Here is a 20,832-nt window from a genome sequence, read left to right as displayed (position 1 = left end):
GAGATGAACGCAAGCGTGGCCGGTCTCCGGGCTGGTGAGCCGATGCCCTGGGGGCATCCGCTGCGCCCCTTCCCGGCCAGGGCCAGTGGGTGTCGCGCAGCTACTGCTCAACTACCGTTGCGGGGGCAGCGCCGGCTCGACCGGCTTCCCTGTTTCACCCCGGCGAGGCGGGGCACCACGTGCAAGGGCGCAGGGTACGGACTACCCGGGAGAGCGTCAATCGATCGCACCGGCCGAACTCGGCGCCAGCCGACCGGGTCCACCCTAGGCACCCCACACCAGGAGCTACCGGATGAACGATGCCACTCTCGCCGCCTGTATCAAGGCCTGTCTCGACTGCGCCGCCGCCTGTGAAACCTGTGCCAGCGCCTGCCTGGGCGAAGCCAATCTGGACATGATGCGCGACTGCGTCCGCCTGGACCGGGACTGCGCCGATGCCTGCCGCCTGGCCGCCACCTTCATGCAGCGCAATAGCGACCGCATCGCCGAAGTCTGTGCCCTGTGCCTGGCCACCTGCCGCGCCTGCGCCGCCGAATGCGGCAAGCACAAGGCCGATCACTGCCAGGCCTGCGCCCGGGCCTGCGAAGCCTGCGCCGATGCCTGCGCGACCATGGCGGCCTGAGCAGGTCCTTCCGCTACTGCGCCCTCCGGTCGCAGACAAAAAGGTCCGGCCGACCCACCGCTGGAGCGGTCGGCATTGGCATTACCCGTCGACGCCAGGGATAATGCCCGCCCTTTAATCGATATCCAGGCCTTCGCCATGACCGATACCAACCAAGATCCCCGTTTGAGCCGCATGAAGCGTCGCCTGCGCAAGAAGCAGTACCTGGGCGAATTCCAGGAACTGGCCTTTGAAATCAAGGTGAGCTTCAAGAACGAACTCAGCGAAGACGATCTGGACACCTTCCTGGGCGACTTCATCGACTACGTCGAAGAGCGCACGCTGGACTACATCGGCGGCTTCGACAACGCCTGGGTCGAAGGCACCATCATGGCCAACAAGCGCTACACCTCGCCCACCGCGGAAGACCGTACCGCCCTGCTGGACTGGCTCAAGGCCCGCACCGAAGTCGGCGAAGCCAACGCCTCCGAGCTGCATGACGCCTGGCACCACGACGGCGAAGTCTAACTAGCCTTCGCCGGATCGCTTGGCGCCCGTTGCGGTCGTAAAGGGAAATCCGTTGGAAACCAGGTCCTCATGACGACCCTCCTGCAAATCTCCGATACTCACTTCGGCACCGAGCAACCCGCCGTGGTCGCGGCTCTGGAAGCCCATGTCCGCGAACACGGCGCCGATGTTCTCATTCTCTCCGGGGACATCACCCAGCGCGCCCGGCGCGAACAATTCGCCGCCGCCAAGACCTTTGTCGAACGCCTGGAAAGCCACGGCATTCCGCAGACCCTGGTGATCCCAGGTAATCACGACCTGCCGCTGTACAACGTCTTCGCGCGTTTCCTGACGCCCTATGGCAACTATCGCCGCCATTTCGGCCAGGATCTGGAGCCCAGTTTCGAAAACGACGAGCTGTTGCTGGTCGGGCTCAACACCACCGCTCCGCAACGCCACAAGGATGGCGCGGTAAGCACCGAGCAGATCGAGCGGGTGGCTGAGCGCCTGCGCCGCGCCGGTCCGGGCAAGCTGCGCATCGTCATCGCCCACCAACCCTTCGGCGCCCTCGAACTCAGTGACCTGAGCAATCTGCAGCACAACGCCGATCACGCCCTGGCCACCTGGGCCGACGCCGGACTGGATCTGGTGATGGGTGGGCATATCCACCTGCCCTATGTGCTGCCGCTGAGTCGCCAGTACCCCACCCTGCCCCGCGAGGTCTGGATCGTCCAGGCCGGCACCGCCCTCTCCTCTCGCGTGCGCGGCACCTCGCCCAACTCCTTCAATCGCCTGCTGGTCGGCGAAGGGGCGGAGAAGACCGTGGACGTGGAACGCTGGGACTTCCAGGGCGATCGTTTCGTCGTCGGCGAGCGTCATGCACTGCGCTGGCAGGCCGCGCAGGACGCCCTGGCGAAAAGCTGAGGCGTCTACCCGGGGTGCCGATGCGCGCTCCCGCGCACTTCCAGCAATGGAAATTGATTCAAGCTGTTGAAACGGCTGGCAGGCCACGGGCGCCGCGTAGTCTTAGGACTTTCGGCAAGAGTGGCCTCCATGGAATCCCTGACGCAATCGCTGCTTGGCTTTATCGAAACCCACCAGGCCTGGGCGCCGCTGCTCGTCGGCCTGCTCGCCTTTGGCGAATCCCTGGTGCTGCTGGGCGTCTTCATTCCGGCCACGGCGCTGCTGCTGGTGGTCGGCGGCCTGGCCGGCTCCGGAGTGCTCTCGCCGGTGCCGCTAGTGCTGGCCGCCATCGTCGGCGCCATCCTCGGCGACATCTGCTCCTACATCATCGGTCGCTGGCTCGGGCCCAGTATCGTCCACCGCCCGCCCTTTCGCCGCTATCGCAAGCAGGTGGCCAGGACCCGGCTGTTCTTTCGCCGCTATGGCTTCTTCGCGGTATTCGGCGGGCGCTTCCTGACCATGATCCGCAATACCGTGCCCCTGGTGGCCGGGATGATGGCGATGAACCAGCTGCGCTTCCAGTCGGCCAACGTGCTTTCGGCCATCGTCTGGGCGCCGCTGATGATGGGCCCGGGTTATCTGGCGGCCAAGGGCGCCAACCACTTCAGCTTCGCCGGCAACGAGTCGCTGTGGATCGGCGCGGCGATCATCGCCGTGCTGGGCGCCGGCGCCGCACTGTTCTTCAAGCAGCGGCTGAAACGCGTCTAGCGGCTAGCGCCTCGCTCAGACGCTGGCGATTCAGCGGTACCTCGCGCAGGCGCAGACCGGTCGCTGCCGCCACGGCATTGGCGATGGCCGCGGGGATGGCCGCGGTGGTGGCCTCCCCGGCCCCACCGCCGGTTCTTCCGGCCGATCGATCAACTCCAGTTCCAGCTCGGGCAATTCGTTGAAGGTCAGCGGCGGATAGGCACCCCACTCCAGGCTGGTCACTCCCTGGTGATCGAAACGCACCGCCTGCTTGAGGGTCCGGGCGATGCCCTGGATCACGCAGCCTTCCAGCTGATTGCGCAGGCCATCCGGATTGACGATCAGACCGCAGTCATGGGCCACCACCACGCGGGTGACCCGGATCCCCGTCGCCTCGCTCACCGCCACCTCGACCACCGCGGCCACATAGGTGTTCTCGTTTTCGTAGTGCAGGAAGGCCAGCCCCTGCCCTTTCGCCAGGGCGCCGTCCCAGACCTTTTCCTGCCGGATGGGTGGTTGCCAACCGGCCTTGGCGGTGGCGGCCTGCAGCACCGCCCGTGCGCGAGGGTCCTGCAGATAGCGCAGGCGGAATTCCAGCGGATCGACCCCGGCCGCCAGGGCCAGCTCGTCCATGAAGGATTCGTTGGCAAAGGTATTGCCGACCGCTCCCAGGGCGCGCAGGGCCGAGGGTCGCAGCGGCGAATCCCCGGCTTCCAGCCAATGGGTCGCCACCTGGACGTTGAGCAGGTCGTAGTCCAGCGGCGCATTGCGATTGCCACCGCCCCGCCCACCCTTGAGCGGCAGGTTGTAGGCCAGCTGCCCGGCGAGCAGCGCCGCCTTGCCGGTCTGGCCATTGGGTCGGGTCAGGTGGGTAGGCGTCCAGTTGGCGAAGCGCCAGGCGAGCAGATCACCAGCCGCGCTCAGGCCACCCGCCAGACGCAGCAGCATGGCCGGGCCCTTGGGATTCCAGCCGTGCTCGTCGGCCCGACTCCACTGCACCCGCACCGGACGGCCGCACAGCTTGGACAGCAGCGCCGCATCGGCCGCCGCGTCATCGGCGCCGTTATGGCCATAGCAACCCGATGCCTGCTGATAGATGACATGGATACTGTCTTCCGGCAGCGCCAGCAAATCCGCCAGTGCCGCCCGGAGCTGGAAGACGCCCTGAGTACCGCTCCAGACCGTGGCGCCGTCGGCACGCACGTCCGCCACCGCGCAGGAGGGACCGATGGAGTCATGGTTCTGATAGGGCCAGCGATACTCGGCGTCCAGCCGCTGCGCGGCATTCGCCAATTCGCCCGCGACATCGCCGGCCTCCTGCTGGATGTCGGCCGGTCCGGCCTTGGCTTCCAGCCGGGCGTAGAGTTCGCCCGGCAGCGGCAGGTCCGGCACCAGGCTCCAGTCCACCCGCAGCGCCGCCGCGCCCTGCCGCGCCAGCCAGGGCTGCTCGGCCACCACCGCGACGAAGGCGCCCTCGTACACCAGCCGAGCGCCAGCCGGCAGCGCGCTGGCATCGATACCGCGCAGGCTCACCCCCGCCAACCGCGCCGAACCGGTGCAGGGTGGCCGTATCACGCAGCCGTGCAGCATGCCGGGCAGGCGCCGGTCGTGGACGTAATCGAAGCTGCCAAACAGCTTGGCGGGGATGTCCTCGCGCGGCACCGAGGTGCCGACCAGGCGGTAATCCTTGACGGCGCGGGTACGCACGGCCTGATTGACCAGCCGCCCCAGGGGTCGTCCGCCCACCAGTTCGCCATAGCTGACAAAGCGCCCGGTGGGATCGCCGCGATAGACCACGCGGCCATCCACCGTATCCACCACCGCCAGATCCAGCCCCAGGCGCCGCGATCCCTCCAGAAACAGGAATTGCCGCGCGCTGGCGGCGGCCTTGCGCAACTGGGCGCCGCCCACCTGCAGACTCTTGCTGCCGGCGGTGATGCCCTGGTCCGGGGTCAGCCGGGTATCGCCCTGGATCAGCCGGGTGGCGGCAAAGGCCACGCAAAGCTCCTCGGCCACGATCTGCCGCAACGCCGTGCTGACCCCGGTACCCAGTTCCACCTTGCCGCTGTAGACGGTGACCTGGCCCTGGGCATCCACCGCCAGCCAGGCGTCCAGCTGGCGCTGATCGAGGGTCTTGGCCAGGTCCGCCGGGTCAGCCGGTGCAGGCAGCACCTGGGCGGCGACCGGTCGCTGCAGGCTGAAGCCCAGCAGCAGCACTGCGCTGCCGCCGAGAAAGGCACGTCGCGACAGCGTCATGCCGGAGCCTGCCCGTCGCGCAGGAGCACCGCCGCCCGCTTGACCGCCCGCAGGATGCGATAGTGGGTACCGCAGCCACAGAAGTTGGCCGCCAGCGCCTGGCGGATCTGCGCATCGCTGGGATCGGGCACGCGTTCGAGCAGCGCCCGGGCGGTCATCACCATGCCGGGGATGCAATAGCCGCACTGCGCCGCCTGTTCCTCGATAAAGGCCTGCTGCAGCGCGTGCGGCGCCTCAGGCGTACCCAGACCTTCCAGGGTCAGCAGCTCACGACCGGCAAAGGAGACTGCCGGCAACAGGCAGGCACGCACCGGCTTGCCATCCGCCAGCACCGTACAGGCGCCACACTCGCCCAGGCCGCAGCCGAACTTCGGCCCCTTGAGACCCAGTTCGTCACGCAAGGCCTCCAGCAAGGGCATGCGCGGATCGACGTCGAGTTGTCGCTGCTCGCCATTGACCTTCAATTCGATGGCCGCCACCGCTATTTCTCTCCTTTGCGCGCGGCCGCCACGTCCGCAGCACGGATGTCGGCGGCGTAACCGCCAAAGCGGCGGCCGATGTAGGTGGCCAGGTCGGCCAGTTGCTGATCGCTGAGCAAGTCCCGATAGGCTGGCATGAAGGCATGTTCGGTCCGCCCCTGGCGATCGAGGCCGTCGAGCAGGACACGCACCAGGTTGGTCCCCGCGGGATCGCGCACCGCCGAATAGTTGCTGAAGGATCGCGGATAGGGACCAGCCGGCCCCGGTCGTCCGGGGCATGACAGCTGGCGCAGGCGGATTGCAGCAAGGCCGCGCTTTCCGCCTCGGCGGCGGTGAGCGGCCCGGTTTCCCCGGGCGGCTGCACCTCGGCCCGTGCCGGCACCGCTCCGGGCTGCGCCGGCAGGGTCCGCAGATAGGCGATCAGGGCGCCGAGGTCCGCATCGTTCAGATGACGGGTACCGCCACTCACCACCTCGGCCATGGGTCCCGCCGCCACGGCTTCGCCACGCTGGTGCCCTTCGCGCAGATAGCTGGCCAGCTTGGCATCGCTCCAGCCGCCAAGGCCGCGGGGATCCGCGGTGAGATTCCAGGCGGTCCAGCCCTGCTGGGTCGCGCCGGCATAGGCCCGGCCGCTGTCGAGACCCTGGCTCCAGGTGCGCGGCGTATGGCACTCCTGGCAGTGTCCCACCGCCTCCGCCAGGTAGGCGCCCCGCGCCACCTGAGCGTCCGTCACGGCGGGCAGTGGGCCCTGACGGAAGTTCAGCCATTTCCAGCCACGGATCAGCGCGCGCTGATCGAAGGGAAAGCGCAGCGCGTTGGCGGGCGGTGCATAGGGCACGGGGCGCTGGACCTGCAGGTAGGCGAAGATGGCCGCGACATCCTCGTCGCTCAAGCGGGTAAAGGCCGTATAGGGAAAGGCCGGATAGAGCTGCTCACCCTCGCGCCCGAGGCCTTCGTGCAAGGCCCGGCGAAACTCGTCTGCCGTCCAGTCCCCCAGTCCGTGTTCGCGATCCGGGGTGATGTTGCTCGAATAGAGACGGCCAAAAGGCGTCTCGAAGGCGACGCCACCGGCGAAGGGCGCGCCATCGGGACGGGTATGGCAGCCCTGGCAGTTGCCCAGGCGGGTCAGATATTCGCCACGCGCCAGGGGCGTCTCGTCGGCGTGGACCAGCGCGGTCCTGGACAGGAGCAGCATCCCCGCCAGCAGGGGCAGGGCCAGGGATCTCATCAGCTCTCCTCGTGAGGTCGAATCGGACTGGCCGATTACGCCGTGGCTTTGCCTTCATCCTAATCGCAGCGGCAAGCCGCCGTGACGTTCGCCCCCGGAGGTGAGATACAGACGACAGTTTCGACCCGCACCTTGACGACGGCCTTTACATTCCCACCCTGGTCCGGCTTCGTCCTGATGCGTGCCCTTGGAACGCTGCCTGCCTCGGATCCTGATTACCTGCACTCCGAACAGGAAGGAAACCACCCAGACGTGAAACTCTACAGGGGGTGGTATTACTCAACGCTTGGGCACGAAGCCATCGGGCTTGGCCGCCAGCCAGTCAACGAACTGGCGAATGCGCGGATCGCTGAGCAGCAATTCGCGGCTGTTGTATTCCAGCGCCAGGGTCTTTTCGTCGAAGGTCTGGTGGATATGGTTGTGGCAGGGCCGGCAGACCCAGAGGGTGGCGGTGATCCGGCTGATGCGGTCGAATCTCTTGCGCACGTAGGCCTTGTCGTGCAGCGAGCGAGGGATCAGATGATGGCGGGTGAGCGGCGCCGCCCGACCGCACAGCTCGCAGCGAGCCGGCTGGGGCGGCAGACGTATCGCCTGGGGCATGATGGGCTCCGCACGGGCTGGATACCCATTCGAGCGGCCCGGGCGAAACGGGGTTCAATAGCCGCCGGCGAGACTCGGCGTGACCAGCACGCGCTTGGCCTGCAGGTAGCTGTTCTGCCAGTAGGGCTTGGCCAGGCTGTCCAGGCGCACGGTACCGCCGGTACGCGGCGCATGGACGAAGCGCCCTTCCCCGACATAGATACCGGCATGGCTGACCTGACGGCCACCGGCGGTGGCGAAGAAGATCAGATCACCGGGCTGCAGGGCGTTGCGCGCCACATTGGGCGAGCCGAGGGTGATCATCTCGCGGGTCGAGCGCGGCAGGGTCACGCCAGCCGCATCGCGATAGACGTAGCCAATCAGACCGCTGCAGTCGAACCCACCGGCCGGGGTGTTGCCGCCGTAGCGATAGGGGGTGCCGACCAGGCCGATGGCCCGAAAGAGTACATCGTTGGCCGCCTGGGCCTGGCTTTCCAGCAGGGGACGGGAGACGACCGGGGCGACCGGTGCGGGGGCCTGAGGCGGCCTACCGGCACAGGCGGCCAGCAGTACGAAGGCGCAATACAATCCGAGGCGAGCCGCATGCGGCATTGGAGACATCCTTAGTTATCCATCGATCACCGTCGGCCTGCCACGCAGCCTCGACGGGTCCTCGAGGCGCACCGGCGAAGATCGCGGCGATACGCCTCAGCGCAATACGCGCTTGCCTTCCAGGAAACTCACCTTCCAGTACTGGTCGTTCAGGCTGTCCACCCGCACCCCGCCGCTACGACGACTGGAGGAATGGATGAACTTGCCTTCGCCCATGTAGATACCGGTGTGACTGACCCGGCCACGGCCGTTGCTATTGAACAGCAACAGGTCGCCAGGTTCCAGGTCGTTCTTGCTGACTACCGGTACTTCGAGATCGATGATCTCGCGGGTGGAACGCGGCAGGGTCATGCCGGCGCGCTCGCGAAAGACGTAATTGACGAAACCGCTGCAGTCGAAACCGGCCAGGGTGCTGCCGCCACGGCGATAGGGCGTCCCCACCAGCTGGGTGGCACGATTGAGGATCTGGTCCGCCAGATTCGGCAGCGCCTGGCGCGGGCCGACCTCGCGCTCCCAGTCGAGCTGATGCGGCGATTGGGTATGCGGAAAGACCGGACGTTGCTGAGCACCCTCGGTCTCCACAGGCGCGGAGCCGTTACCAGCGCCACCCAGACCATGCAGCGAAGCGGTCTGGAACGTCCGGGAAGTATTGGAAGAATCCTGGCTAACGACGGCATCGGGACTTTGCGGCGCACTCGCACAGGCGGCGAGCAGACAGACAAAAGACAGGGGCACGAGGGGTGCGAGGCGGTTCCTTGGCATGGGCACGACCGTGTCGTTTTTTCAAAGTTTCGACACCTTGCCGACCTGGATCACAGATGGCAAGTTTTTTTAGCCCTCGATGTGACTCAAAAGCCCGGGAAGGACGTCTACGGCCCTTTTTTTGAGTTGAACGGTCGCCAGGCCACTCAACGACGAACGGTCCGGGTTGATCTCGATGAGGTCACCACCCTGCGCCAGGGTCTGCCCGATCGGCGTCTGGATATAGCCGAAGGCAGCCGTGGTGCCGACGGCGATCACCAGGTCGAAGCCCTCCTCCACCGCCTCCTGCAGGCGCTGCAGCTCGGTGACCGGCAAGGCTTCCTCGAACAGCACCACGGGTGGCCGCAGCACGCCGCCACAGGAGGGACACCGCGGCGGCAAAGGGCCGGCCAGGTAATCTTGGGCCTCCTCGACGACCTGCGCGCAACTCATGCAGGCGAGCGGCTCCAGTTGTCCGTGGATCTCGATCAGCCGCTCCGATGGAAAACCCGACTGCCGATGAAAGCCGTCGATGTTCTGTGTCAGTACCCAGCTGCCGGGACGCCGAATGCCGAAATCGGTGATCGCTTGGTGCGCCGCATTGGGCACGGCCGCGGCGCAGGCGCGGCCGAGTTGCGCCAGGTAGCGCCAGCAGAGCTCCGGGCGCTGCCGGAGCATGCTGCCCGAAAGAGCCGCCTCGATGGGGATGCCTTCCTCGGTGAGGCCGTTGTACAGCCCGCCGAGGCCGCGATAGGTCGGCAGTCCGGAGTCGGCGGAAAGCCCAGCCCCGGTGATGAACAGCACCCGCCCGGCCCGCGCGAGCAGACCCCGGGCGCGGGCCAGGGCGTCAGTCAATGATTCACCGTCAGGGCCAGCATCACCGACAGCTGGCAGAGCGGACGCCCGCTCTGTTCCTGCCAGAGGTTGAAGGCCTCCTGCATCTTCTGCCGATCGCGCTTGGCGGTGGGCGCCTTGTCGAGGATGTTCTGCGCCTTGAGCGCCGTCACCACATCGTCGGTCGCCAGGAAGGTGTCCTTGCCGGCCATGCGCAGGAAGCGCTGCGCCGACAGGCCACCCAGCTGGTTGCCACGCTTGGTCAGCAGCTCCCACAGGCCAACGATGTCCTCTGTGGGCCATTCGGCCAGCAACTGGCCGAAGCTGCCGTGGCTGCGCTGGAAATCGAGCACCATCTGGGCGTTGATCGGCACGCTGCGCAACTTGCCCAGGTGGCGGATCAGCCGCGCATCCTGCATCAGCCGCTCCAGGCGTTCGCCGCCCATGAGCACCACCTTCTCCGGATCGAAGCCGAAGAAGACCTCCTCGAAGGCCGGCCATTTGGCATCCACCAGGCTGTGCTTGAGGCCGGCGCGAAAGATGCGGCGGGTCAGCAGCGACAGATAGCGGTCATCGCCCACGGACCTCAGGGTCGCGGCGTCCACCGGTTGCGGCAGTCGCGCTTCCAGGGCCGCACGCGAGCCACAGCGGTTGAGGGCGTATTCGAGCAGCCAAGCGTAGTCCCGCATCAGAGATTCATCACCTGGACGAAGCGCGGGGTCGCGCTGTCATCGATCTTGAGACCGGCGAAGTCGAACAGCTCGCGATCGGCCAGCTGCGAGGGCACCACGTTCTGCAGGGCGCGGAACATGATCTCGGTGCGCCCCGGCGTCTTGCGCTCCCACTCCAGCAGCATCTCCTTGACCACCTTGCGCTGCAGGTTTTCCTGGGAGCCGCAAAGGTTGCAGGGAATGATGGGGAATTCGCGCAGGACGGCGTAGGCCTCGATGTCCTTCTCGTTGCAGTAGGCGAGCGGGCGGATCACCACATTGCGGCCGTCATCGGCGCGCAACTTGGGCGGCATGGCCTTGAGGGTGCCGCCATGGAACAAATTGAGGAAGAAGGTTTCTACCATGTCATCGCGATGATGGCCGAGCGCCATCTTCGTCGCACCGATCTCGTCGGCGAAGGTATAGAGGATGCCCCGGCGCAGGCGCGAGCACAGCGAACAGGTGGTCTTGCCCTCGGGGATCTTTTCCTTCACCACGGAATAGGTATCACGTTCCAGAACGTGGTACTCGACCCCCAGTTCCTGCAGATACTGGGGTAAAACGTGTTCAGGAAAGCCCGGCTGCTTCTGGTCGAGGTTGACCGCCACGATCTCGAAGCGAATCGGCGCGACCTTCTGCAGATAGAGCAGCATGTCGAGCAGGGTGTAGCTGTCCTTGCCACCGGACAGGCAGACCATGACCTTGTCGCCGTCCTCGATCATGTTGTAGTCGGCGATGGCTTCGCCGGTAAGACGGCGCAGGCGTTTTTGCAGCTTGTTCTGGTTGACCGAAAGGGTGCCCATGGATGAATCCGCGAAAGGAAAAAACGAAAGGCCGGCATTTTACGCGCAAAGCTTCCGCCGCCCTACCCCGAACGTCAGTCCGCGGCGACCGGCAGCCATGAGCGAAACCCAGGCGCTCATGACGGCGCTCCATCAGGAACTGCTCGGGGCCCAGACCAGCCTGTCGGAGTACGAGTTGCTGCAGGCCTTGCGTCGGGCGGGTTCGCACCTGGTCCCGCCGCGCCCGGTGACCGACAACTACGAACTCTTCCGCCTGCATTTTCGCGTCTTCAATGCCCTCTACCAGCTGCGCGACCAGCTGCGTGCCGAACAGCGCGCCGAACTGATCATCAGCGCCCTGCGCATCGAACTGCGACCCTATCTGCGTGCCCGGCCCGGGCTGATCGTGGCCGATCCGCTGCGCGCCTATTACCTGGATCTCACCCAGCTGGAGACCACCACGCCGGAAGACGTGGCCAACCTGCTCAATCACTTCTGGGCACTGGTCAATGGCGAGTCCGAACTGCTGGAAGCCCTGCGCCTGCTCGGCCTGGATCGTTCGGCGGACTATGGCCAGATCCGCCGCCGCTATCGCCAGCTCGCCAGCCGGCACCATCCGGATCGTGGCGGCAGCACCGGTCGACTGCAGACCATCAACGCGGCCATGGATACGCTGAGGCGGCACTATGGGCATCAGCCGACCGCGGACGCTAGGGCGCAGGCACCAGCTTCGGCATAATCACCCGCCTCGCCAGAGGTTGCCCATGCCTGAACAACTCCACGCCCGGGTCGAAGACTGCTATCGGCAGGCCGAGGCCTTCTTCAAACGTCGCTTCCCGCGCCCTGACGTCGGCCTGGCCCTGCGCGGCCAGCGCGCCGGCGTCGCCCATCTCACCGAGAACCGGTTGAGATTCAACGGGCAGCTCTATCAGCAAAATCGCGCTCACTTCCTCGAACAGACCGTGGCCCATGAGGTGGCGCATCTGGTGGCGCACCAGGTGTTTGGTGGCGGCATCAGGCCTCATGGCGAGGAGTGGCAGCTGATCATGCGTGGCGTCTATGGCCTGCCGCCGGATCGCTGCCATACCTACGAATTGCCGCAACGGGCCCGCACCCTGTACCTGTATCGCTGCAACTGTCCGGACGGTCGCTTCGAATTCACCGCCCAGCGTCACGCCCTGGTGCGCAAGGGACGGCGCTATCTGTGCCGACGCTGCCGCGGGCCCCTGGATTTCACCCAGGAAGTCATCCGCGGCTGACCCTGCCGGGCCCGACCCGGGCTCCGGCAGACAACGAAAATCATCAGCCCTGGGCGAATACTTCGTCGAACAGGTTGTGCATCGCCAGGAAGGCACGCTTGGCCACCACCGGGTGATACTGCTGCTTGCCCGGATTGTTGGCTTCGGGATCGGTGAAGGAATGCACCGCGCCGCCATAGCTCAGCAGTTGCCAATCCACCTGGGCGGCATCCATCTCCTGGCGGAAGCCGGTGAGCTGCTCGTCCGGCACCATGGGATCGGCGGCACCGTGCAGCACCAGCACCGGACCGGTGATACGGGCCGCATCGGCCGGGTTGGGCGTATCCAGATTGGCGTGGAAGGTCACCACGGCGCTCAGCGGCGCCCCATCGCGCGCCAGTTCCAGCGCCGCGCAGCCGCCAAAACAGAAGCCGATGGCAGCGATCTGGTGGACGTCCACCGCCGCCGTCTCGGCCTGGGCGACCAGCGCCGCATGAGCCGCCTGCATGCGCTGGCGCAACAACGCGCGATCACCGCGGATCGGCGTCATGGCCGCCAGGGCCTCGTCGGCATTCTGCGGGCGCACATTGCGACCGTAGAAATCCACGACCAGGTAAGCCAGGCCGTCGGCCTCGGCCAGCGCCTTGGCCTGGTCGACGGCGCCATGGGACACCCCCATCCAGTTGGGCGCGAAGAGCACGCCCGGACGGGTCGGATTACTGCTGGTGGCGTACACCAGCTGGCTCTCGAACGGCTGGCCATCGATTTCGTAGGCAACGGGTTTTACAGTGACTTCGACCATGGGGTCCTCCAAAGGATAGATAAGAAAAAGCCCGCCGAGGCGGGCTTCTCCATCTTCAAGCGGACAATTCCACCAGCAGTTTGTTTAACCGGCGGACATAGGCGGCGGGATCCTTGAGGCTGTCGCCGGCGGCCAGCGCAGCCTGATCGAACAGGATGTGCGACAGGTCGGCGAAGCGGTCCTCGTCGGGCTCGCCATCGAGTTTCTCGATCAGCGGGTGCTGCGGATTGATCTCGAAGATCGGCTTGGAATCCGGCGCCTTCTGACCGCTGGCTTCCAGGATGCGGCGCATCTGCAAGCCGAGGTCCTGCTCGCCGATGGCCAGGATCGCCGGCGAATCGGTCAGGCGATGGGACACGCGAACTTCGCTGACCTGGGCATCCAGGGCCTGCTTGAGGCGCTCCACCAGGCCTTCCTTGGTCTTGGCGACCTCTTCCTGGGCCTGCTTGTCTTCTTCGCTGTCGAGCTTGCCGAGATCCAGATCGCCACGGGCGACATCGACGAAATGCTTGCCGTCGAATTCGGTGAGATAGCTCATCAGCCACTCGTCAATGCGATCGGTCAGCAGCAGCACCTCGACACCCTTCTTGCGGAAGACTTCCAGGTGCGGGCTGTTCTTGATCTGGGCATGGCTCTCGCCGGTCAGGTAGTAGATCTTGTCCTGACCGTCCTTCATCCGGCCGATGTAGTCGGCCAGGGACACGTTCTGGGCATCGTCGCCATTGTGGGTCGAGGCGAAACGCAGCAGGCCGGCGATCTTCTCGCGGTTGGCGAAGTCTTCCGCCGGACCTTCCTTGAGCACCTGGCCGAAGTGGCCCCAGAACGACTGGTACTTCTCCGGCTCGCTCTTGGCCAGCTTCTCGAGCATGTCCAGCACGCGTTTGGTCAGCGCCGACTTCATGGAGTCGATCACCGGATCCTTCTGCAGGATCTCGCGGGACACGTTCAGCGACAGGTCGTTGGAATCCACCACACCCTTGATGAATCTCAGGTACAGCGGCAGGAACTGGTCGGCCTGGTCCATGATGAAGACGCGCTGCACATAGAGCTTCAGGCCCTTGGGCGCTTCACGCTGGTAGAGATCGAAGGGCGCACGGGCCGGCACGTACAGCAGCGAGGTGTATTCGAGCTTGCCCTCGACCTTGTTGTGGCTCCAGGTCAGCGGATTCTCGAAGTCATGGCCGACGTGCTTGTAGAACTCCTGGTAGTCCTCGTCCTTGAGTTCGGTACGCGGACGGGTCCAGAGCGCGCTGGCACGGTTGACGGTTTCCCACTCGGCGGCGGTCGGCTGCTCGTCCTCGCCACCCTGCTGCTCCTTGGGCAGCTCGATGGGCAGGCCGATGTGGTCGGAGTATTTCTTGACCACATTGCGCAGGCGCCAGCCATCGGCGAACTCGGTTTCCTCGGGTTTGAGGTGCAGCACGATGCGGGTACCGCGTTCGGGCTTGTCGATGTTCGCGACCTCGAACTCCCCTTCCCCCTTCGACGACCAGTGCACGCCTTCGGCGGCAGGCTGGCCGGCACGGCGGGTGTAGACGTCGACCTGATCGGCGACGATGAACGCCGAGTAGAAGCCCACGCCGAACTGACCGATGAGGTTGGAATCCTTCTTCTGGTCGCCGCTGAGATTCTTCAGGAAATCGGCGGTACCAGACTTGGCGATGGTGCCGAGGTGAGCGATCACCTCTTCGCGGCTCATGCCGATGCCGTTGTCTTCGAGGGTGACCGTGCCGGCCTCCTTGTCGAAGCTCAGGCGAATCTTCAGCGTATCCCCGCCTTCGAGCAGTTCGGGCTTGGACAAGGCCTCGAATCTGAGCTTGTCGGCCGCGTCGGAGGCGTTGGAAATCAATTCGCGCAGGAAGATTTCCTTGTTGGAATACAGCGAGTGAATCATCAGGTGAAGCAGCTGCTTCACTTCGGTCTGGAAGCCTAGGGTTTCCTTTTGAGTCTCCACACTCATGCTACGAACTCCGCTATCGATAGGAACGCACCAGATGCCTGGCGATGTCGCGGAGATGGGGGCGCCCGATGACATTTCAACCTTGGCGCGCTCGGTTCGCGATGCAAGTAGGAATTTGCGCGATGCCTGGGCTAGACGCGGAACTTAACTTTTAACGGGGCGCTCGAACGGCTGTCGTGTAGTTCATAAGGAGAAAACACATGAAAAAGCCCTTCGCTATTGCCCTGCTCTTCACTGCCGCCTTCGGCCTCGCCGCTTGTGACAAGCCTTCCGAAAACAAGGCTCAGGATGCTGCCAAGACCGAACAGAAAGCCCAGGAAAACCTGAACAAAGCCGCTGAGCAGAGCAACAAGGCTGCTGAGCAGCGCAACGAAGCCGCCAACGAGGCTGCCAAGGAGCAATCCAAAGGCGAAGCCACCTCGGTCAGCCCGGCCACCGGTACCGCCAACGGCAACGCGCCGGCTACCCAGCCCAAGCCGTAAGCTGTCTGGATATGAAAAAAGCCCGCTTATGCGGGCTTTTTTGTGGGCGGCTTATTCAGGAACGCGAGGGATCCGGTTCGGCCTCGTCCTCTTGGACGCGTTCGCCAGGCCGCAGGCTTTCCAGCGTCAGGGCGACCAGCCCCACCACCACGGCCGGCAACAGCCAGCCCAGCCCCGAGTCGGCCAGCGGCAGCCACTGTACGGCACCGCTCAGATAGGGCACCGTCAGGTGCGCCGCCTGTAGGCCATCGAGGATGCCGAAGGCCAGGGCCACCAGCAGCACCGGCCCGAGGATGCGCCCGGGCGCCACCCAGCGGGCGGTGAAGAAGCTCATCACCACCAGGGCGATGCAGGGCGGATAGATGGCGGTCAGGATCGGCACCGAGATCTGGATCAGCTGGGTCAGACCCAGGTTGGACACCAACAGCGAGAACGCCGCCAGCAGAACCACCAGACTGCGATAGCTGAACGGCAGGAATTCGCTGAAGAACTCCGCGCAGGCGCAGGTCAGGCCCACCGCCGTCACCAGGCAGGCCAGGGTGATCAGCACCGCGAGGAAGTCGCTGCCGACGCTACCGAAGGTGTGCTGCACATAGGCATGCAGGACCTCGGCGCCATTGCTGGCATGGGGCACCAGCACTCCGCTACCGGCGCCGAGCTGGAACAGACTCAGGTAGACCAGCACCAGCCCTGCCCCGGCAATCAGCCCGGCGATGATGGTGTAGCGCGTCAGCAGCTGCGGCGCCGTCACGCCACGGGCACGAATGGCGTTGACGATGACGATGCCGAATACCAGGGCACCCAGGGTATCCATGGTCAGGTAGCCGTTGACGAAGCCCTGGGACAGCGCCCGCGAGGCGTAGTCCGGTGCCGCCGTGGCAGGACCGCCAGCCGGCCAGAACAGCGCGGCGCCGCCCAGTACCGCCAGCGCCAGGATCTTCAGCGGACCGAGAAAGCGCCCCACGGTATCGAGCAGGCGTCCCGGATAGAGCGAGACCACCAGCACCACCAGGAAATAGGCCAGGCTGTAGAGGAACAGCGGTATGGGTCCGTTGCCCAGCAGCGGCGCGACGCCGACCTCGAAGGACACCGTGGCGGTGCGCGGCGTGGCGAACAGCGGGCCTACAGACAGGTAGCAGACGATGGCCAAGGTGCGGGCAGCGGTCTGGCCGAGCGGCTTGCTCAGGGCGTCCATGCCGCCTCCGACCCGTGCCAGGGCGATCAGCGTCAGCACCGGCAGGCCGACAGCGGTCAGCAGAAAGCCCAGGGCGGCGCTCCAGACGTGCTCGCCCGCCTGCAGACCGACGATCGGGGGAAAGATGATGTTGCCCGCGCCGACGAACAACGCGAACGTCATGAATCCAAGGGCCAGGACATCCCGGCTTTGCAAAGCTTTCATGGAAGGCAGTACCAGCAATGAGGAAAACAAGGCAGCCCGCCCTCATGGGGGCAGGTCTTGGCGGAGCCACGGGGTGGCCGTTGGAGCGGAAGGTTGCCATCCTAACGAATTACCGGCGAAAAGGCAGCCGGCAGCTGATGAGGCGTCATGGTCGCGCCCATGAAAAAGGCCGCCCGAAGGCGGCCTTTTCTATCGTCAGTCAGGCTCAGGCCTTCTTGACTTCCCAACCGGTCAGCTCGGCCAGGGCCTTGCCGATGTCAGCCAGGGAACGCACGGTCTTCACACCCGCGTCCTGCAGGGCGGCGAACTTCTCGTCCGCAGTACCCTTGCCGCCGGAGATGATGGCGCCGGCGTGGCCCATGCGCTTGCCGGGCGGTGCGGTGACACCGGCGATGTAGGACACCACCGGCTTGGTCACGTTGGCCTTGATGTAGGCCGCGGCTTCTTCTTCAGCGCTGCCGCCGATCTCGCCGATCATCACGATGGCTTCGGTCTGCGGATCTTCCTGGAACAGCTTCAGGATATCGATGAAGTTCGAACCCGGAATGGGATCGCCGCCGATGCCCACGCAGGTGGACTGGCCGAAGCCGGCGTCGGTGGTCTGCTTCACGGCTTCATAGGTCAGGGTGCCGGAACGCGACACGATACCGACCTTGCCCGGCAGGTGGATGTGACCGGGCATGATGCCGATCTTGCACTCGCCGGGGGTGATGACGCCGGGGCAGTTCGGGCCGATCAGGCGTACGCCCAGCTCGTCGCACTTCACCTTGGCATCCAGCATGTCGAGGGTGGGGATACCCTCGGTGATGCAGACGATCAGCTTGATACCGCCCAGCGCCGCTTCCATGATGGAGTCTTTGCAGAAGGGAGCCGGCACATAGATCACCGAAGCGTCGGCGCCAGTGGCTTCGACGGCTTCACGCACGGTGTTGAACACCGGCAGACCCAGGTGGGTGGAGCCGCCCTTGCCGGGGGTCACGCCGCCGACCATCTGGGTGCCATAGGCGATGGCCTGTTCGGAGTGGAAGGTACCCTGGCTACCGGTGAAGCCCTGGCAGATGACCTTGGTGTCTTTGTTGATCAGGACGCTCATTACTTACCCTCCGCGGCCTTGACGACCTGCTGGGCAGCGTCGGTCAGGCTGGTTGCCGCGATGATGTTCAGGCCGCTTTCGGCCAGGACCTTGGCACCGAGTTCGGCGTTGTTGCCTTCCAGGCGAACCACGACCGGCACCTTCACGCCAACTTCTTTCACGGCGCCGATGATGCCTTCGGCGATCATGTCGCAGCGCACGATGCCGCCGAAGATGTTGACCAGAACGGCCTTCACGTTGCTGTCGGACAGGATGATCTTGAACGCCTCGGTCACGCGCTCTTTGGTCGCGCCACCGCCAACGTCCAGGAAGTTGGCCGGCTTGCCGCCGTGCAGGTTGACGATGTCCATGGTACCCATGGCCAGACCGGCACCGTTGACCATGCAGCCGATGCTGCCTTCCAGGGCCACGTAGTTCAGTTCCCACTTCTGCGCATGAGCTTCACGGGCGTCGTCCTGCGACGGGTCGTGGAAGGCGCGCAGCTTGGGCTGACGGTAGATGGCGTTGCTGTCGATGTTGATCTTGGCATCCAGGCAGTGCAGGTTGCCGTCCTTCTTGATCACCAGCGGGTTCACTTCCAGCAGCGCCAGGTCGTAGTCCTGGAACAGCTTGGCCAGACCGACGAAGATCTGGGTGAACTGCTTGATCTGGTCACCTTTCAGGCCCAGCTGGAAAGCCAGGTCGCGACCCTGGTAGGGCTGAGCGCCCACCAGCGGATCGATGGTGGCCTTGAGAATCTTTTCCGGAGTGTCGTGAGCGACTTTCTCGATGTCCACGCCACCTTCGGTGGACGCCATAAACACGATACGGCGGCTGGAACGATCGACCACGGCGCCCAGATAGAGCTCCTGATCGATGTCGGTGCAGGATTCAACCAGGATCTTGGTGACCGGCTGACCGTTGGCGTCGGTCTGGTAGGTCACCAGACGCTGGCCCAGCCACTTGGCGGCGAATTCCTTGGCTTCTTCCTTGCTCTTGACCAGCTTCACACCACCGGCCTTACCACGGCCACCGGCATGTACCTGGGCCTTGACGACCCACTCGTCGCCGCCGATACGGCCGCAAGCCTCGTAGGCCTCCTGGGGGGTGTCGACAGCGTAGCCTTTGGAAACGGGCAGGCCGTATTCAGCGAACAGCTGCTTACCCTGATACTCGTGGAGATTCATGCTTGTCTACCGTCTTCGTTGGGTATTGCGCATTCGACGCTGTGCGTTCTCCGAGCCGTCCTCCGGACGGTCGCGGGCACCGCGCCACCTGTGACCCCTGCCCTAGTGGGGTGTCTCACACCCCACTAACAAGAGTCCGAGGTGCCTTCCTGCGGTGGAGCCCTGAGGCTCCACGGCGGTCGGCGACCCCGTGGTTCTGTAAACCTCTTACCGCTTCTTGCGATTCACCGCGTGGATCGCATGACCGTTCACCGCCAGGGCCGCTTCGTGCAGCGCCTCGGACAGCGTCGGGTGCGAGAACACCATCATGCCCAGGTCTTCGGCGCTGGAGCCAAATTCCATGGCGATGGCGCCTTGCTGCACCAGTTCCGCCGCGCTCGGGCCGACCACATGGACGCCCAGGACGCGATCGGTCTTGGCATCCGCCACGACCTTGACGAAGCCGGCGGTGTCGTTGGCCGCCAGGGCACGCCCGCTGACCGCGAAGGGGAAGGTGCCGACATTGACTTCGACGCCTTCGGCCTTCAGGGCCTGCTCGGTCTTGCCGACCCACGCGATTTCCGGGTGGGTGTAGATCACCGAGGGGACCAGATCATAGTTCATCTGGGCCTTGTGACCGGCGATGCGCTCGGCAACCATCACGCCCTCTTCCGAGGCCTTGTGGGCCAGCATCAGACCACGCACGCAGTCGCCGATGGCGAACACGCCCGGCACGCTGGTAGCGCAATGGTCGTCGACGTAGATGTAGCCACGCTCGTCGCTTTCCACGCCGCTGTCGGATGCCAGCAGGTCGGTGGTGACCGGACGACGGCCCACGGCGACGATCAGACGATCGAAGGTGATCTGCTTTTCTTCACCGGCTTCGGTGTAGTTGACGGTGACTTCTTCGCCGTTCACTTGGGAACCGGTCACGCGAGCACCCATGCGGATGTTCAGACCCTGCTTGGAGAGGATCTTGTAGGCTTCCTTGGACACCTGCTCATCGGCGGCGACCAGGAACTTGTCCAGGGCTTCCAGCACGGTGACTTCGGCGCCCAGGCGAGCCCAGACCGAACCCAGCTCTAGGCCGATGACGCCGGCACCGATCACGCCCAGACGCTTGGGCACGCTCTGGAATTCCAGGGCGCCGGTGGAATCGACGATGACCTTCTGGTCCACCGGAGCCGGCGGGATGTCGATGGGACGCGAGCCGGACGCCAGGATGACGTTCTCGGCCTCGACCACCTGGACGTTGCCGTCCAGACCTGTGACTTCGACCTTCTTGCCGGACAGCAGCTTGCCGTTGCCTTCCAGCAGGGTCACGCCGTTCGCCTTGAACAGGGTGGCCACGCCGCCGGTGAGGTTCTTCACGATCTGGTCCTTGCGGCCGATCATGGTGGGCACGTCGATGGTGACGTTCGGCGCGTCGATGCCGTGGACCTTAAAGCCCTCGTGGGCCTCGTGGTACTTGTAGGAGCTGTCCAGCAGCGCCTTGGAGGGAATGCAACCCACGTTCAGGCAGGTGCCGCCCAGGGCGACCTTGCCTTCCTTGCCCTTGTAGCGCTCGACACAGGCCGTCTTCAGACCGAGCTGCGCGGCGCGGATGGCGGCCACGTAGCCACCAGGGCCTGCGCCGATCACCACTACGTCGAATTTGTCGCTCATACACTAATCCCCTTGGAGCAGCTTCAGGCAGGAAAACTTGAAGCGGTGCGTGGCCCCTGCCCCGCACCG

22 protein-coding genes and 1 riboswitch are annotated in these 20,832 nt (G+C 65.2%); of the genes, 7 read left to right on the top strand and 15 right to left on the bottom strand.

Annotated features, from left to right (window positions below):
- Positions 1-195: riboswitch (cobalamin riboswitch) on the bottom strand.
- Positions 196-292: 97 nt separating this feature from the next.
- The 4 genes from BGI51_RS14845 to BGI51_RS14830 all read left to right on the top strand — a co-directional run bounded on the left by BGI51_RS14845 (position 293) and on the right by BGI51_RS14830 (position 2,779).
- Positions 293-622 carry a four-helix bundle copper-binding protein gene (locus BGI51_RS14845; protein WP_187978809.1) on the top strand — a complete coding sequence of 110 codons (330 nt, stop codon included), beginning with the start codon at positions 293-295 and terminating at the stop codon, positions 620-622.
- A gap of 138 nt (positions 623-760) precedes the next feature.
- On the top strand, positions 761-1,129 hold the full coding sequence (locus tag BGI51_RS14840) for a YggL family protein (RefSeq protein WP_133859655.1): 369 nt from the start codon (positions 761-763) through the stop codon (positions 1,127-1,129).
- Positions 1,130-1,198: 69 nt separating this feature from the next.
- Positions 1,199-2,032, top strand: a complete 834-nt coding sequence (locus tag BGI51_RS14835; RefSeq protein ID WP_187978808.1) for a metallophosphoesterase family protein — start codon at positions 1,199-1,201, stop codon at positions 2,030-2,032.
- A 129-nt stretch (positions 2,033-2,161) separates the two neighbouring features.
- Positions 2,162-2,779, top strand: a complete 618-nt coding sequence (locus BGI51_RS14830) for a DedA family protein (protein WP_133859657.1) — start codon at positions 2,162-2,164, stop codon at positions 2,777-2,779.
- A 30-nt stretch (positions 2,780-2,809) separates the two neighbouring features.
- Here the strand turns inward: BGI51_RS14830 and BGI51_RS14825 are convergent, their stop codons facing one another.
- The 9 genes from BGI51_RS14825 to ttcA form a co-directional block, all read right to left on the bottom strand.
- Positions 2,810-5,014 (bottom strand): molybdopterin cofactor-binding domain-containing protein, encoded by a 2,205-nt coding sequence (locus BGI51_RS14825; RefSeq protein WP_252977084.1) that lies wholly within the window; start codon positions 5,012-5,014, stop codon positions 2,810-2,812.
- Positions 5,011-5,433 carry a (2Fe-2S)-binding protein gene (locus BGI51_RS14820; RefSeq protein WP_252977300.1) on the bottom strand — a complete coding sequence of 141 codons (423 nt, stop codon included), beginning with the start codon at positions 5,431-5,433 and terminating at the stop codon, positions 5,011-5,013. The genes BGI51_RS14825 and BGI51_RS14820 overlap by 4 nt, the downstream gene beginning before the upstream one ends.
- Positions 5,408-6,721, bottom strand: a complete 1,314-nt coding sequence (locus tag BGI51_RS14815) for a c-type cytochrome (protein ID WP_252977083.1) — start codon at positions 6,719-6,721, stop codon at positions 5,408-5,410. The genes BGI51_RS14820 and BGI51_RS14815 overlap by 26 nt, the downstream gene beginning before the upstream one ends.
- A gap of 279 nt (positions 6,722-7,000) precedes the next feature.
- Positions 7,001-7,321 (bottom strand): hypothetical protein, encoded by a 321-nt coding sequence (locus BGI51_RS14810; RefSeq protein ID WP_133859661.1) that lies wholly within the window; start codon positions 7,319-7,321, stop codon positions 7,001-7,003.
- A 54-nt stretch (positions 7,322-7,375) separates the two neighbouring features.
- Positions 7,376-7,912 carry a C40 family peptidase gene (locus tag BGI51_RS14805; protein WP_017638877.1) on the bottom strand — a complete coding sequence of 179 codons (537 nt, stop codon included), beginning with the start codon at positions 7,910-7,912 and terminating at the stop codon, positions 7,376-7,378.
- Between the two features lie 96 nt (positions 7,913-8,008).
- Positions 8,009-8,647 carry a C40 family peptidase gene (locus BGI51_RS14800; RefSeq protein WP_411566966.1) on the bottom strand — a complete coding sequence of 213 codons (639 nt, stop codon included), beginning with the start codon at positions 8,645-8,647 and terminating at the stop codon, positions 8,009-8,011.
- A 96-nt stretch (positions 8,648-8,743) separates the two neighbouring features.
- Positions 8,744-9,508 (bottom strand): NAD-dependent protein deacylase, encoded by a 765-nt coding sequence (locus tag BGI51_RS14795; RefSeq protein ID WP_187978807.1) that lies wholly within the window; start codon positions 9,506-9,508, stop codon positions 8,744-8,746.
- Positions 9,505-10,176 carry a DNA-3-methyladenine glycosylase I gene (locus tag BGI51_RS14790; protein WP_187978806.1) on the bottom strand — a complete coding sequence of 224 codons (672 nt, stop codon included), beginning with the start codon at positions 10,174-10,176 and terminating at the stop codon, positions 9,505-9,507. Before BGI51_RS14790 ends, BGI51_RS14795 begins: the two co-directional genes overlap by 4 nt.
- Complete coding sequence (gene ttcA / locus BGI51_RS14785) at positions 10,176-11,000, bottom strand: tRNA 2-thiocytidine(32) synthetase TtcA (protein ID WP_187978805.1); 825 nt, start codon at positions 10,998-11,000, stop codon at positions 10,176-10,178. The genes BGI51_RS14790 and ttcA overlap by 1 nt, the downstream gene beginning before the upstream one ends.
- A gap of 97 nt (positions 11,001-11,097) precedes the next feature.
- Between ttcA and BGI51_RS14780 the strand changes: the two genes are divergently transcribed.
- Positions 11,098-11,718 (top strand): DNA-J related domain-containing protein, encoded by a 621-nt coding sequence (locus tag BGI51_RS14780; protein ID WP_187978804.1) that lies wholly within the window; start codon positions 11,098-11,100, stop codon positions 11,716-11,718.
- Entirely contained in the window at positions 11,666-12,238 is a 573-nt protein-coding gene (locus BGI51_RS14775; RefSeq protein ID WP_290127615.1) for a SprT family zinc-dependent metalloprotease, read from the top strand. The genes BGI51_RS14780 and BGI51_RS14775 overlap by 53 nt, the downstream gene beginning before the upstream one ends.
- Positions 12,239-12,281: 43 nt before the next feature.
- Here BGI51_RS14775 and BGI51_RS14770 read toward each other — a convergent pair whose 3' ends face one another.
- Positions 12,282-13,019, bottom strand: a complete 738-nt coding sequence (locus BGI51_RS14770) for a dienelactone hydrolase family protein (RefSeq protein WP_187978802.1) — start codon at positions 13,017-13,019, stop codon at positions 12,282-12,284.
- 55 nt (positions 13,020-13,074) lie between these two features.
- A complete protein-coding gene (gene htpG, locus BGI51_RS14765; RefSeq protein ID WP_187978801.1) occupies positions 13,075-14,979 on the bottom strand; it encodes a molecular chaperone HtpG in 1,905 nt (634 codons plus the stop codon).
- A 200-nt stretch (positions 14,980-15,179) separates the two neighbouring features.
- Between htpG and BGI51_RS14760 the strand changes: the two genes are divergently transcribed.
- The gene (locus BGI51_RS14760; RefSeq protein ID WP_007159246.1) at positions 15,180-15,461 is read left to right on the top strand and encodes a hypothetical protein; all 282 of its coding nucleotides are present in this window, start codon (positions 15,180-15,182) and stop codon (positions 15,459-15,461) included.
- Positions 15,462-15,516: 55 nt separating this feature from the next.
- Here the strand turns inward: BGI51_RS14760 and brnQ are convergent, their stop codons facing one another.
- From brnQ to lpdA, 4 genes are all read right to left on the bottom strand, one after another.
- Entirely contained in the window at positions 15,517-16,860 is a 1,344-nt protein-coding gene (gene brnQ / locus BGI51_RS14755; protein ID WP_187978800.1) for a branched-chain amino acid transport system II carrier protein, read from the bottom strand.
- Between the two features lie 205 nt (positions 16,861-17,065).
- A complete protein-coding gene (sucD, locus tag BGI51_RS14750; protein WP_133859671.1) occupies positions 17,066-17,953 on the bottom strand; it encodes a succinate--CoA ligase subunit alpha in 888 nt (295 codons plus the stop codon).
- Positions 17,953-19,119 carry an ADP-forming succinate--CoA ligase subunit beta gene (gene sucC, locus BGI51_RS14745; RefSeq protein ID WP_064306646.1) on the bottom strand — a complete coding sequence of 389 codons (1,167 nt, stop codon included), beginning with the start codon at positions 19,117-19,119 and terminating at the stop codon, positions 17,953-17,955. The genes sucD and sucC overlap by 1 nt, the downstream gene beginning before the upstream one ends.
- A gap of 207 nt (positions 19,120-19,326) precedes the next feature.
- A complete protein-coding gene (gene lpdA / locus BGI51_RS14740) occupies positions 19,327-20,763 on the bottom strand; it encodes a dihydrolipoyl dehydrogenase (RefSeq protein ID WP_133859672.1) in 1,437 nt (478 codons plus the stop codon).
- Positions 20,764-20,832 lie beyond the last annotated feature (69 nt).

This window comes from Pseudomonas oryzihabitans, assembly GCF_014522265.1.
Classification (GTDB): domain Bacteria; phylum Pseudomonadota; class Gammaproteobacteria; order Pseudomonadales; family Pseudomonadaceae; genus Chryseomonas; species Chryseomonas aestiva.
This window is presented reverse-complemented; position numbering and strand designations above follow the sequence as displayed.

Excerpts from the sequence above, each read along its gene's own strand:
- BGI51_RS14815 (WP_252977083.1), bottom strand. The coding sequence starts at position 6,721 with ATGAGATCCCTGGCCCTGCCCCTGCTGGCGGGGATGCTGCTCCTGTCC.
- BGI51_RS14820 (WP_252977300.1), bottom strand. The coding sequence starts at position 5,433 with ATGCCCTTGCTGGAGGCCTTGCGTGACGAACTGGGTCTCAAGGGGCCG.
- BGI51_RS14825 (WP_252977084.1), bottom strand. The coding sequence starts at position 5,014 with ATGACGCTGTCGCGACGTGCCTTTCTCGGCGGCAGCGCAGTGCTGCTG.
- BGI51_RS14805 (WP_017638877.1), bottom strand. The coding sequence starts at position 7,912 with ATGCCGCATGCGGCTCGCCTCGGATTGTATTGCGCCTTCGTACTGCTG.
- BGI51_RS14780 (WP_187978804.1), top strand. The coding sequence starts at position 11,098 with ATGAGCGAAACCCAGGCGCTCATGACGGCGCTCCATCAGGAACTGCTC.
- BGI51_RS14790 (WP_187978806.1), bottom strand. The coding sequence starts at position 10,176 with ATGCGGGACTACGCTTGGCTGCTCGAATACGCCCTCAACCGCTGTGGC.
- sucC (WP_064306646.1), bottom strand. The coding sequence starts at position 19,119 with ATGAATCTCCACGAGTATCAGGGTAAGCAGCTGTTCGCTGAATACGGC.
- BGI51_RS14760 (WP_007159246.1), top strand. The coding sequence starts at position 15,180 with ATGAAAAAGCCCTTCGCTATTGCCCTGCTCTTCACTGCCGCCTTCGGC.
- BGI51_RS14840 (WP_133859655.1), top strand. The coding sequence starts at position 761 with ATGACCGATACCAACCAAGATCCCCGTTTGAGCCGCATGAAGCGTCGC.
- ttcA (WP_187978805.1), bottom strand. The coding sequence starts at position 11,000 with ATGGGCACCCTTTCGGTCAACCAGAACAAGCTGCAAAAACGCCTGCGC.
- BGI51_RS14770 (WP_187978802.1), bottom strand. The coding sequence starts at position 13,019 with ATGGTCGAAGTCACTGTAAAACCCGTTGCCTACGAAATCGATGGCCAG.
- BGI51_RS14830 (WP_133859657.1), top strand. The coding sequence starts at position 2,162 with ATGGAATCCCTGACGCAATCGCTGCTTGGCTTTATCGAAACCCACCAG.
- BGI51_RS14775 (WP_290127615.1), top strand. The coding sequence starts at position 11,666 with ATGGGCATCAGCCGACCGCGGACGCTAGGGCGCAGGCACCAGCTTCGG.
- BGI51_RS14810 (WP_133859661.1), bottom strand. The coding sequence starts at position 7,321 with ATGCCCCAGGCGATACGTCTGCCGCCCCAGCCGGCTCGCTGCGAGCTG.
- brnQ (WP_187978800.1), bottom strand. The coding sequence starts at position 16,860 with ATGAAAGCTTTGCAAAGCCGGGATGTCCTGGCCCTTGGATTCATGACG.
- lpdA (WP_133859672.1), bottom strand. The coding sequence starts at position 20,763 with ATGAGCGACAAATTCGACGTAGTGGTGATCGGCGCAGGCCCTGGTGGC.
- BGI51_RS14835 (WP_187978808.1), top strand. The coding sequence starts at position 1,199 with ATGACGACCCTCCTGCAAATCTCCGATACTCACTTCGGCACCGAGCAA.
- sucD (WP_133859671.1), bottom strand. The coding sequence starts at position 17,953 with ATGAGCGTCCTGATCAACAAAGACACCAAGGTCATCTGCCAGGGCTTC.
- htpG (WP_187978801.1), bottom strand. The coding sequence starts at position 14,979 with ATGAGTGTGGAGACTCAAAAGGAAACCCTAGGCTTCCAGACCGAAGTG.
- BGI51_RS14845 (WP_187978809.1), top strand. The coding sequence starts at position 293 with ATGAACGATGCCACTCTCGCCGCCTGTATCAAGGCCTGTCTCGACTGC.